The organism is Psychromonas sp. SA13A, assembly GCF_011378715.1.
Lineage (GTDB): Bacteria > Pseudomonadota > Gammaproteobacteria > Enterobacterales > Psychromonadaceae > Psychromonas.
In genome coordinates, this window is the sequence record NZ_WTKU01000039.1 from 1 (window position 1) to 12,951 (window position 12,951).

7 protein-coding genes and 3 pseudogenes are annotated in these 12,951 nt (G+C 37.7%); 5 read left to right on the top strand and 5 right to left on the bottom strand.

The window, feature by feature from the left end; all coding sequences use genetic code 11:
* Nucleotides 1–539, bottom strand: a pseudogene (locus GQR44_RS19315) (transposase); the annotation flags it as partial.
* A gap of 105 nt (nt 540–644) precedes the next feature.
* Between GQR44_RS19315 and GQR44_RS19320 the strand changes: the two are divergent.
* A pseudogene (locus GQR44_RS19320) lies at nt 645–1,199 on the top strand (transposase); the annotation flags it as partial.
* Nucleotides 1,200–1,485: 286 nt separating this feature from the next.
* Here the strand turns inward: GQR44_RS19320 and GQR44_RS19325 are convergent.
* Nucleotides 1,486–4,479: an N-6 DNA methylase gene (locus tag GQR44_RS19325; RefSeq protein WP_166373357.1), complete on the bottom strand. Its 2,994-nt coding sequence runs from the start codon at nt 4,477–4,479 to the stop codon at nt 1,486–1,488.
* Nucleotides 4,480–4,758: 279 nt separating this feature from the next.
* Here GQR44_RS19325 and GQR44_RS19330 point away from each other — a divergent pair.
* Nucleotides 4,759–5,751: pseudogene (locus tag GQR44_RS19330) on the top strand (integron integrase).
* A 300-nt stretch (nt 5,752–6,051) separates the two neighbouring features.
* Here the strand turns inward: GQR44_RS19330 and GQR44_RS19335 are convergent.
* From GQR44_RS19335 to GQR44_RS19345, 3 genes are read right to left on the bottom strand one after another with little or no spacing between them, the layout of a single operon-like run.
* Entirely contained in the window at nt 6,052–6,897 is an 846-nt protein-coding gene (locus GQR44_RS19335) for a DmsC/YnfH family molybdoenzyme membrane anchor subunit (protein WP_166373359.1), read from the bottom strand.
* A gap of 1 nt (nt 6,898) precedes the next feature.
* Nucleotides 6,899–7,519 (bottom strand): DMSO/selenate family reductase complex B subunit, encoded by a 621-nt coding sequence (locus GQR44_RS19340; RefSeq protein WP_166373361.1) that lies wholly within the window; start codon nt 7,517–7,519, stop codon nt 6,899–6,901.
* An 11-nt stretch (nt 7,520–7,530) separates the two neighbouring features.
* Nucleotides 7,531–9,972, bottom strand: a complete 2,442-nt coding sequence (locus GQR44_RS19345) for a DmsA/YnfE/YnfF family dimethyl sulfoxide reductase (RefSeq protein WP_166373363.1) — start codon at nt 9,970–9,972, stop codon at nt 7,531–7,533.
* Between the two features lie 202 nt (nt 9,973–10,174).
* Between GQR44_RS19345 and GQR44_RS19350 the strand changes: the two genes are divergently transcribed.
* The 3 genes from GQR44_RS19350 to GQR44_RS19360 form a co-directional block, all read left to right on the top strand.
* Nucleotides 10,175–10,744, top strand: coding sequence for a molecular chaperone (locus GQR44_RS19350; RefSeq protein ID WP_166373365.1), 570 nt, complete (start codon nt 10,175–10,177; stop codon nt 10,742–10,744).
* On the top strand, nt 10,737–11,249 hold the full coding sequence (napF, locus tag GQR44_RS19355; protein WP_166373367.1) for a ferredoxin-type protein NapF: 513 nt from the start codon (nt 10,737–10,739) through the stop codon (nt 11,247–11,249). The genes GQR44_RS19350 and napF overlap by 8 nt, the downstream gene beginning before the upstream one ends.
* Before the next feature lie 1,498 nt (nt 11,250–12,747).
* Nucleotides 12,748–12,951 (top strand): DUF3316 domain-containing protein (locus GQR44_RS19360; RefSeq protein WP_166373234.1); only part of this gene is annotated, 204 nt, incomplete at its 3' end.

The window sequence follows — 12,951 nt, forward strand, 5'->3', positions numbered from 1 at the left end:
CAAGTTAACAACGCATCTTCATCTAATAGCGCTTGCGATTTAAAGCGTCCTTCCCAGAATCTTCCTGAGCAGTTATCTTCTTTATTGGCTTTACGTGCAATGAACTCATTGATACAACGCATAAACCAAGAGATATCTGCTAAGCGCTCTCGCCAGTCCTTGATGATATTAAGTGCAGTCAGGTTTTCTGCAGTCGATACCGTTTGTTGTGTTAACCAACGTTGGATGAGCGTTGGCATTGAATACAAGCATCCCCATCGCTGGCAAACCTGTTCATCACTAAGCAATTGATTTTCTTGCTCATCGATGTGCAGCACCAAATGATAGTGGTTCGACATAATGGCATAAGCACAAATATTAATACTGAAAATAGAGGCAAGATGATGCATGCGTTCAACCATCCATTTCCGACGATGTTCGAATGATTGGCTCGTGTATTTATCCTCGCCGCACAAGTAAGCACGGCGAACACAACGGGAAATGCAATGGTAATAAGGCGTATCGGCAAGCGATACTTGGGATTGTCGAGATTGCGTCATAACAAACTACCTCCGAGCATGTAAAACTACATGATCAAAAAATAGATTGATAATGACTATTAGTCAAAGTTTATGGCTGTCCACTAGTTTTTCTGCGGACGTTACGATACGACAAAAAAACAATGGCACAAAAGTGATAAGCAATATCTGTTTAATGAATTTGCACTCGCTAAAGTATGGCGAGCAAGAGTCATTGATGCGATTAATCACAGCCCTGAGTTAACCATGCCTACAGGCATCCCTAAGAAATGGGTGGTCGATTGTCGTAAGGTAGGATTTGGCACCTCTGCTTTTAAATACTTATCACGCTATCTATATCGTGGCGTGTTGCCCGACAAAGACATTATTAAGATCACCGAGGAAATGGTCACATTTAAGTATAAAGAAAGCAGCACTAATATGACTAAAAAACGGACCTTACCAGTGCTCGAATTCTTATGGTTAATTTTACAACACGTGTTACCAAAAGGCCTGCAGAGGGTTAGAGATTATGGGTTTTTAAGAGGCAATGCCAAACAACTGCGACTGCAAATATTGCTGATACTGGGGAGCGATATCAGCACAGTGACCACGCCAATAAAACGTAAACGTGCTATTTGTATTTGCCCATGCTGCCATCATGAAATGCATTTTATGGGTATGCATCGACTGACAAGATAATGTGTGAAAGCGCATGTTCTTCAACAGAACATTGACAAAAATGAATAATAACCAAGACAGCGAGGTGATATGGCACCCAACATTTAAAATATAACATACTGATATAATTGATGTATCAATTGTATCTTAGCGAGACTCGCCTTTAATAAAGTTGCCCCATTGACCCAACCGAAAACCAATTCCACTATTTACTATATAAAGTAAAGCACCTCGTTCGGGCTTGTTCAACACCCAGATAAGGTGTCGGCTTCGCGACACCTATCCTTGTTTGTTAGGCGCTGTTTAATCAATCTGTAATGATGCCATCAATATCGCTTCTTAAGTCTTTAATTTCATTTCTTTTCGTTAAAATATCATCCATTTTAACCTTGCAATCAATTGCAATTTGAGTCTGCTCTTTCTTATTTTTTTCAGGAATTTTTAAAGAAAGTAAATCAGCTTCAGCTAATCGTGCATGTCGTTTGCCTGATTGTAAGCATCTGTACACTTCCAACATTTCGGGTGTAAGTAATAAAAACCTTAAATAATCCAAAGAGTGTACTTTTAAACTTTTCTTATACGTGAGCCATTCAGGGCTCCCGATCCACTCTTCTTCAACATTATTAATTAAGACCTTCCCTAAATATGGTTCCAGTTTAGAAATAGCAATATCTGAATCACCAAACTCTATTTTATCTGAACCCAACTCATCAATCTCTTCAACCCCAGATACAATTGACATTTTTGATTCGACATTTGCAAGATCTACAAGCGCTCTAGGTTCGCTAAGTGGGCCTTTTGGTAATTTATTTGGCTTAAAAGGTATCATTAATTCTTTTAGCTGAAGAAGATTACTTGAATTACCAAATACCTCACCTTTGCGTTTCACCCATAAATAAAGATATTTAGGATCTATTCTTAAACTTGGCCTTGTAGCTAACTCACTTAACTTCACTCTAAACCCATATCTTAGGCTTTCATTTTTATTTGTTTTATAGTTCCCTAAAACACTCTGTCCCCTATCTTCTGAAGTTAAGTCGTTAGGTTGCTGTAAATCTGGTAAGCCTTTACGCCTTTTGTAACCTACATGCTGTGGCTCTGCTAAAAATATATCGTAGTCATCAATATTTATAGAGTTCACTACTCTTTTAAATATCCATGAACTTCCATCTTTAATAATTTGGTTTAAGTCACTCGAATGAAACTGAAGTACCTCTTCAATGGATATGTCATCAGACTCTATACTTAATAGCTCTTTTGCTGAGATTAACTGACCAGTTTTGTTTTTTGACTTATAGCCTTTGACAAGGGATTTATACTCTGCCTCTTGAGTTGTCCATGAATTATTCCAATATTCAACTTCTTCATCAGTTTTCTTTTCAGCTATTAAAATACAGGTTTTCGTACTTGTAAAAGGCTTAAAAGCAACATAAGGCAGTGAAATAACAGCCTTAATATTAAAGTACCTAAATAGAAATAATCTAATACTAGAACTGCTTGCAGAGTCCAAAATTGTTTCAGGAATAACAACTACAAATTTTCCTCCGGCCCTTAAAAGCTGATACCAGCGCTCAATAAACAAGTTTTCACTTGCGCTTTTACTTCCTAATTCAAAATCTTTATTTAGTTGCTTCTTTTCATCACCACTCAACGAGATTGAGAAAGGAGGATTTGTAAAAACAAAATCAAATTCTTCATTACAATCTTTTGTATATGGAAACTTTGCATCTTTTTTCTTTGTTATTGCAAGGCCATGTGACCTGTCCTGGATAGCATAGTCTGAAAAGGGCTCAAGTCCACTTTTAACAAAAATATTTGTACTGCCATCACCATGTAAAATCATATTGACTTTAGTTGCTAAACCTAAGTCTGCATTGGGCTCAATTCCATAGATAAACTCACGAGCCCAGCTATTGTTGCTATCTTCACCAAACCACATTGACGCATATTCTTTTAGTCTTTTTGGAAGTTGCCCTTTTTCTCTTAAAGGAAGTAAAGCTTTAGTTCCTTCTTTCATAGCTTCGATCATAAAAGAACCTGAGCCACAAGAAGGATCAATGATTTTAGGGATCCTTGGTCTTCCTTGTGGATCTCTTTCGTTCAAGAAAGTACTTTCTACAGTATCTTTAAAGTTGGTTAAATCTAAACAAAACTTCACCAAATTTACGTGCGTAAAAAATTGCCCTTTTGTTTGAGTGAAATCTTGTGAGACTATGCCTTCAAAGAAGTCGCCTAGTAGATCACTTTCCCCGCGATGGGTATTTTTTGTAAGAGATTTATCTTGTAGTCTCTCAACAACGAAAGCAACTTTAGCAGCTGATATTTTTTTAGCTTCAAATGGTACAGTTTCTTCAATTTCAGATTCACTATAGCCGAGATAAATTTGAGCAGCTTCTTTAAAAAGCTCACTCATGTTTTTGACAACATCCTCAGGAGATTCTACAAGACCATTTTCATATGCCGCTCTTTGGAATCGATATTTTGCATTGGGTGCAGCTTCAAGTTCATCATAAACTCGACAAAGAAATAACCGAATCAGAATTACAAATACGTCATTATTATTTGTGCCACCACCGCCCCAGATAACATCATGAAGCTCTTTTCTTAATCGATCAAACTCAGACCTTGTAACATCGGTTCTTAAAGACCTCTGTTCTTTGCTAGGTTGATCAATATTTGCATATTCAACATTCTTAGGAATATCAAATTTTTCAGGAATTATTGAATTAGAGGGCTGCCCATCTTTATCCCAGTCATCAAATGATGGGTGTTCATCGAAATTTACTATTAAACTTCTATCAAGTAGATTAGCGCTATCGAATGCAGTTGTGTAATAAACTCCAAATTCAGGTCTGATTTTCTCTTGCTTCGACAAGTCAAATACTTGTCCTTTAATATAATCTTTATCAGATTCAAATTTATCGGGTGCTTTACATTCAATAAACAAAAATACATTATTTCGTTTGCTTTCTTCTGGCCAGTTAGAGGGGTATTTAACTAATAAATCGACTCTTGCAGATTTCTTGCTTGGTCGACCTATGCTGTAGGTCTTTTCTAACTCAATAATGCGTTCTTCAGAAGAGTAGCCTAGTTCCTTAACTAATTTAACTACAAGATAAGCTCTAGCATATTCTTCATCACCTAAAGTAGAAATTTCTCTATGTAAATGAAGAGTAGTGTCATTATATTTAATCTTACCACCGCTATAATCCTTGTTTGGATTTATAGACTCAATAACTTCATTTTTAGGATCTAATTCTTTTATATATTGAATGATTGCTTTTTTTTGCTTTGTATTCATTAATGATTCTCAAAGTGTGAAAATATATGCGAAATTTGATTTGCGCCTAACAGATATTATACAGAAATGTTCCGTATTTCCGGTGGAAACACGGAACATTTTAATTTGACAAAATTAATTGAACATTACACTTAAAAATTAATAAATCAATACCTTACAAGAAATTATCAAATACTCATCATGTAAATAGACAGAATAATTCCGCATTATCGACGGAAATACGGAATAACAACTACACTGTATATAAAAACACTACTTTAATCCAATGAGGGAATAAAAATGAAATCTCCATTTTTAAGTGCCGTTGCCGAAAATATGCGTTTAAAATTTTATGCAGAAAAAACCATTAAATCCTATATTCATTGGATAAAATCCTACATCTATTTTATTAATAAGCAGCACCCATTTAGTTGCCATCATACCGAAGTTGAGTCTTTTCTTTCCTACCTTGCTAACACAAAAAAAGTAGCTCCATCTTTTTATTCTAAATAATGTCAGGCACTAGCGCTAAACTCATTAGTTTATTTATATCGCGAGTTTTTGGATAAACCATTAACGTTAGAATTAAACTTTAATAAAACAAGTACACAACCGAAACTGCCCATCGTGTTAACCCCTGAAGAAGTTACTAGCTTATTAAGAGAAGTCCCACCAGCGGTCTCACTGCCTTGTTATTTATTATACGGTAGTGGGTTAAGGTTAATGGAAGCGGCTAGATTACGTATTCAGGATATTGAGTTTGATTATTTATCAATCAACATTTGGCATGCTAAAGGTGGTAAACATAGACGTGTAACCTTAGCACCAGAACTCAAGCAGTCTTTACAAAATCATATAATGAAAGCTAAGTTGTATTATCAAGAAGATATGCAAAGAAGTGATTATAAAGGTGTCTTTTTACCCCATGCTTTAGCGGGTAAATACCCGAATGCAGCTAAAGAGTTTAAATGGCATTATTTATTTCCTTCAATGCGCCTTTCCATAGAGCCTGGGACTAATAATTTAAGACGCCATCACATTCACGAAACAAATATTCAAAAAGCGATTAAAAATACAGCGCGTAAGTTAAACTTTAATAAACAAGTTACTTGTCATACTTTGCGCCATTCTTTTGCAACACATCTATTACAGCGTGGTGCTGATATCCGCACAGTTCAAGAACAATTAGGGCACACCGATATCCGTACCACACAAATTTACACTCATGTATTACAAGCTGGTGCAAATTGTGTAAAAAGCCCGTTATCCGATTTAATGATTGTTCGAAAATAAGACAAGCTTAATTGTTATGCACTTCAATGTTGAATCCGCCGAATATTCTTTAAGGGTTTTCTTACTTTAGAAGTAAGAAACCTAATAATTTATTAAGCCGTTTTGTACCATTTTCCGAGTTTTAACATTAATCTGAACAACCTAGAACGGAACGATTAATTATAACTTTGTGGCTAATTGCTTAGCCACATTACAACTACATCAGTATAACTACACCAGTACCAGTACAACTCCAACTACACCAAGCTCTAATTTTTCTGTTTTATCGTACAGCTTTTATTTATCGTAGAGCTCGCTTAGTTATAAACCAGACGTCATATGTAAACTGTAAAATAAACCACGGCCAACCAATTCTGATGCTAATACCAGAATCAATGCAACGGATAAAGTGATAGAGCTTACAGAAGATTTATTGACAAGGGGGACAATCCAAAACAATAAACCAAGCATTAACAACGCCACTTGTATCAATAAGTAAGAACCAAGTCCATCAACCAGTTCAGATGCTTTAACAACTGAGGACTGTATATCACCAATTAGGTTTGCTTTGCCGATGGTTGCTAACAGACTAAGCGCAATAGCGACAATCGCTAATATAGCAATGTTGCGATCTATGCTGAAGCGACTGTCCTTCGCTGAAACAAACACAAACTGAGAAAGTAGTAACCCTGCGACAACTATAGTCATGACAAAACTGATAGGTGTATAAATGTTAAACCAAGTGGGTACCGTATCAATCATGTAAACCTTGACCATGGAATACATGAAGATAGCGCCTAACACCATCGCAACCACCATCAACGCTTTTTGCAGGTTGGCCCCCCCTTTTTTAAGTACAGATAACAACCATTGCAAACCACCCACAGCAAAGAATGCCGCACCAAAAAACACTTCGTTTGATAGCCATGCTGTGCCAAGTTGATTGAATGCGTTGAACGCACGCAGAGGTGAGCCTAAGTGGGTAGTAGAGAATATAAAACCAATACCCATAATTGCCCAAAGAACAAACATCGGTACTTTATAACTGTTTATCTTCTCTACCGAATGTCCCATTGCTAATGCTCGGCTACTGACTAGTAAATATCCCCCTACTGCGGTTTGTGCCAACACAGTAAAGAAGATCAAAGACCACTCATGAAAAATCATCTTATACCTCCTTTGGATTTGCTAAGAAACCAGTGGTATCACCCGTTGGTTTTGCATTTTTGTTCAGCTTAATAACAATGTTTGGCAGTGTTAGGCTGGATGATGGCAGTGGTGCCACGTCAGCATTGGTACCGTATTTTTCTCGCAAAATATGGATTTCACCAAACTCTAACGCACGCAGTGGACAAGACTCGACACACATAGGTTGTTTTCCTTCGGCAACACGTTCATAGCAGCCATCACATTTGGTCATATGACCGGCCTCTTTGTTGAACTGAGGTGCACCGTAAGGACACGCATTACTGCAATGCTGACAACCAATACAAACATCTTCGTCAACCACCACAAAACCATCTTCATCGCGTTTATGCATCGCACCGGACGGGCATACTTTGACACATGCAGGGTCAGAGCAGTGGTTACATGCAATTGAAAGATAATAAGAGAACACATCTTTCTGTAGCCAGGTATCACCATCTTGGACAAAACTGCCACCTTCATACTCGTACACGCGTCGGTAGTTTTGTTTAATGCCTAAGTCTCGATAATCTTTACAAGCAAGTTGGCAAGTTTTACAACCTGTGCATTTACTTGAATCAATATAAAATCCGTATTGTTTCATTTAAACCTACCTTACGCTTTTTGTACTGCTTTGATTTGAACAAGGTTCGAGTGCTGAGGGTTACCCTTAGCAAGCGGGCTTGGGCGTTGAGTTGTCAACACGTTAATCGAACCGGCATGGTCAACTTTTTGGCCGTCGGGTGCATACCAAGCCCCCTCACCTAGTGCGACTACTCTAGGTAAAATACGAGGCGTTACCTTAGCTGCAATACGCACTTCACCGCGGTCGTTATAGATACTCACCATATCACCGTGTTCAATACCACGCTCTTTAGCGTCAATAGGATTGATCCATACTTCTTGACGAGCAGCGGCTTTAAGCTCAGCTACGTTTCCGTAGGTTGAATGACAACGCGCTTTAAAGTGGAAGCCGGTTAACTGCAATGGATACTTCGAGGTCAATGGATCTTTATGTCCCTCAAAGGAGTCAACATAAATAGGCAAAGGATGAATCACTTCATCTTCTTTAAGCTTCCAAGTTTTGGCAATTTCAGCTAATTGTTCAGAGTAAATCTCAATTTTACCACTTTGTGTATTTAATGGGTTTGCATCCGGGTCTTTGCGGAACGCTTCATAGGCGATGTAGTGATGATCGTATTTACGTTTGTAGATGCCAATCTCTTTCATCTTTTCAAAGGTTGGCAGTGATGGATCTTGCTTACGTGTTTCAGCATACAAATGCTCTATCCATTGCTCTTGAGTACGTCCTTCCGTAAACGCTTGCTCTACGCCCATGCGTTTTGCAAGTTGAGAACACATCTCATAAATACTCTTCGCTTCAAATTGAGGCTCAATCGCTTTTTGTGCATAGATAAAATAAGGCATGTTGGCGGCTTTACCATCCATACACCAGTCGTCTTGCTCTGAAGTGGTTAAGTCAGGAAGAATGATGTCAGCGTACTTAGCCGACGAGGTCATATGATTGTCGATAACCACAATCATTTCACAGGCCTTGTCATCTTGTAAGATCTCACGAGTTCGATTGATATCAGAATGTTGGTTGATCAAACAGTTACCTGCATAATTCCAGATCATTTTAATTGGATTTTGTAGGCGCTCGGCCCCGCGCACACCATCGGTTTTATCTGTCATTTCGTGATGACGGTGAATCGCATCGGTCCATAAGAACATTGAGATCGAAGTCTGGATCGGATTGTCTACTTGTGGAAAGCGAACGAAAGGAATATTGATATCACTTTCACGAGCACCAGTTGAGCCACCAGAAACGCCCACGGATCCCGTCAGCATCGACAGCATCGCAATAGCGCGGCAAGCTAACTCTCCATTTGCAGAGCGTTGTAATCCCCACCCTTGGTGAATTGCACATGGTCTATTAGTGCCCATTTCACGGCCAAGTTTTATAATCGTATCAACTGGAATACCAGTGATTTTAGATGCCCAGTTAGGTGTTTTTTCAATACCATCGTCACCTTGACCTAAAATATATGATTTGTAATCTGCATTTTTAGGCGCTGAAGCCGGCAAGGTTTTCTGATCATAGCCAACACAATATTTATCTAGAAAGGCTTGGTCGACTAAGTCTTCAGTGATCATCACATGAGCAAGGCCCGCTACTAACGCGGCATCGGTAGAAGGACGGATTGGGATCCACTGATCTTCACGACCACCAGCAGTATCAGTGTATCGTGGGTCGATAATGATAGTTTTAGCATTAGAACGATTTTTACTTACAATATAGTGATGAATCAAACCGCCACCCGACATGCGAGTTTCGGCTGGATTATTACCAAATTGAATATTAAGCTTAGTGTTTTCAAGATCCGAGAAAGAGTTGTTATACGCCCAACCACCATAGGTGTAGTTCAAGCCAGCTGAGATTTGTGCAGTAGAGTAATCGCCATAATGGTTAAGATAACCACCACATAAATTCATTAAACGTGCAATTAAAGTTGCTTTGGGCGGCCAAGATTTAGTAACCGTACCGCCTAATGTACCCGTACCATAGTTGAGGTATATTGAATCATTTCCATAATCTTTAATCAGGCGTTGCATGGTACCGGTAACTTCATCGTACGCCTCTTCCCATGTAATACGCTTAAACTTACCTTCACCTCGATTGCCAACACGTTTCATTGGGTATTTTAAACGATCTGGATTGTAAACACGGCGACGCATTGAACGACCACGAAGGCATGCGCGAATTTGATGGTCGCCATACTCATCGTTACCGATATTGTCTGTTTCTACGTATTTTATTTCACCATTTTGCACATGCATTCTAAGTGGGCAGCGAGATCCGCAGTTCACCGTACAGGCACTCCATACCACTTTTTCGTCAACTTGGTCAGAGACAGCAGCTGCAACAGGGTTAGACCTAAAAGGTAGACTTATTCCGCTCGCTAATGCGGCAGTACTAACTACCGCAGAAGAGGCTTTAATAAAGCCCCGCCGAGTAATATTCAATACACCAGATTCTTCAATTATATTCGTCATAAAGATATGCCTTTTATATTGCTAGTGATAAGAAATATATAATTATCAAAACAAAAAGGCACACTTTTAATATGGTTTAATTGATAAAAATCAATACTCCTTCTTAAATAATTATAACCGTCAATAATTGTGTAGTGACTCATAGAAACAAGCAGTTAAGTAAGTAAACTAGCTTAAAATATCAAAAATAAAGGTAATGGGAATGATTGTCGATACGGCCAAATTATTGGGTACATTATTTTATCAACACTGTTCAAAAACAGAGTTAATAACATTAGTTTCAGCTTTAGTTGATGAGGATGTATTAGAAAAGCAAACATTAGAAGCCGCCATTGCAATTGATAAAACGCAATTGCACAACGACTTTTCGATACTATTCGAGGGACTTGGTGATATGCCAGTACCACCATGGGGCTCAGTATATTTAGATAAAGAACGGGTGCTATTTGGAGAATCTACGTTAACGTACCGACAATTTTTACAGCTAAATGCAATATCTCTGAATACGGGAGTGCGTGAGCCGGAAGATCAATTTGGTTTAATGTTATTGGCTTTTGCCTATTTGATTGAACAAGATAAGCAGCAAGCTGCAATCGAGTTAATGGAAGTACATTTACTGCCATGGGGGCTAGCATATCTACAACAGTTAAATAAAAAATCACCGAATTTATTCTATAAACACATGGCAAACGATACGCAAGCTTGGCTTCAACTATTAATTGCAGAAAAAAATATGAATGTTCTCCCTAAAAAAGTACACATTTATGACTGAATCAATCGATAATAACCGTCGAAATTTTCTGTTACGTTTTTATCAACCGATTCAGGCTTGCAATAGTGCGCCAGAGATAACACCGCATAGTCAACCTCGCCCACCTTACGCGGTTAATGAAGTATTGTTTCTTCGCCTTTGTGATAACTGTGGGGAATGCCAAAAAGCGTGCCCCAATAGCGTAATAGAAATGAGCGATGGTGTCGCCAAACTCAATCTCGATTACAATGAATGTAGCTTATGCGGTGAATGCCTTAAGGCTTGCCCAACAGGAGCGCTGCATGCATCGATGCCACTCAAGATAAACCTTCATCCTGTTTTTACCAACACCTGTAATAACTATCTGCAAATGGAGTGTCAACACTGCCAAATGGCTTGCCCACAGGCGGCGATCTCAATTGAAGATGGTGAATTACCAGTACTCAACGAAGATTTGTGTAATGGTTGTGGGCAATGTCGTAGCAGTTGTTATATGGGAGCTATCTCAATGCAGTTAAGCTCATAATGAGCCCTGCTCGACGGCAAATCACTTTGTTCAAACTTCATGGTTCAAACTACCTCATCGAATAACAAATACATCTCAATCCTTATTAGTGGAGATCTAGTTAACACTTTAGCTTGCTTGAAGGTGCGACCTTAGCAAGTTACTCAGATTAACGTATGCCTAATATTAAAGAACTGTAAAGCATCGTAAAATACAATAGGGAAGTTGGCACATGGTCTGCCATAGATATTCGATACTTTGCCGACATTTAGGATTGATGAAGATCCATCATAACTTTCCTATTTTTTTTAAATTATAGCAATGCCAGCTCTTCTATTTTATTACATAAGGTTCGCTTCGATACTTATTCGCTCTCCATCACTTTGAACACATCTTTTTTGATAAAACCCATTAATTAACTGGTCAATGAACAGCTTCTCAAGCGCGGGCACGAATGGTGACGTAAAAACACCAGTTAATGACATTCTAAAGCTTATAATCTAATAAAGTTTATAAAATTTATTGCTCTAAAAATTGTAGTACTCAGTTATTTCCTTTCTTTATTTTTTCATTTACTGAATGAGAAATTACGAAGTTGATGATCCATAAAATATATTTCACTCCTGTATTTGTATGGTTTTTTTAAATATTTTTAAAAATCATTTAACCTTTTTTAACCTGTTTAAAGCAATTTTCAAAGTAAAAATCAGCTCTATTTTAAATACATTAAAAATGGTAAAACCTATCAATTATTGCTTTTTTTATATTTATCATTTAAGTTACTCTATACTACAAAACTGCTCTACAACACTTACTCTCATTGACTTATCTGCTTGATAAAAAGGATATATTTATCCGTTCATAGCTACTTATCTTCACTTTAAAAACAAGTTCATCATTATCCTTCTTATCATAAAAAACACGTCTAACCACTGTTATTACTGGGTTTATTCATTAGCACAACAAAGTGAACCATTTGTTCACTCTATCCGTATCACCACCTTTACAATGCGCAAATTAATTCAATTATTTGTCATTTCTTAACCTGCTATTAACCTCATGAAGACTATTATCTTCATCAACAACGACCGATAAGGGGTAAAACATGACGGTTGTTGTAAAGGTGATAACAGATGAATAAACACACCGCTTACAAAATATTTTTGCAATAAAGGAAATTTATTTCCCTCTAGGTAGATCTTTTGAAAGTGAGTGTGTATTAAAACAAGATGACGCAAAGGAGTTGGCTGATTCAAACCTTGTTAATGTGAGTGAGTAAGAAGTAACAACGCCCACGTCACAGGTAAATAAACAACAAGGTAAACGGTGAACAATCACCTAGCCTTTATCATTCTAAATTCGATTGGTGACAAAAAAGCCACAATGAATGGAAAAATAGAGTGATGACGGTCACATAAATGATAGGCATAATAGCTACATCGAGTGAGGAAACAGCGGTAACGCATTAAACACTCATTCAATACAACTATGTATAAACAAATTATTTAAGGTATTCAAAATGAAAAAATTAACAACTCTAGCAGCAACATTACTTATCAGCTCAAGCGTTTTTGCTGGTACTCAAGTCGTTCATTCTGACAAAAACTTCAGCACTGATGCATTCACAAATAAAGCAGCAGCTTACGAAGCCGGTTTTGATTACGTAAACCAACTTAAACAGTTACCTGAAAACAAATTACGTCATGAGTTGGTACTTATCTCT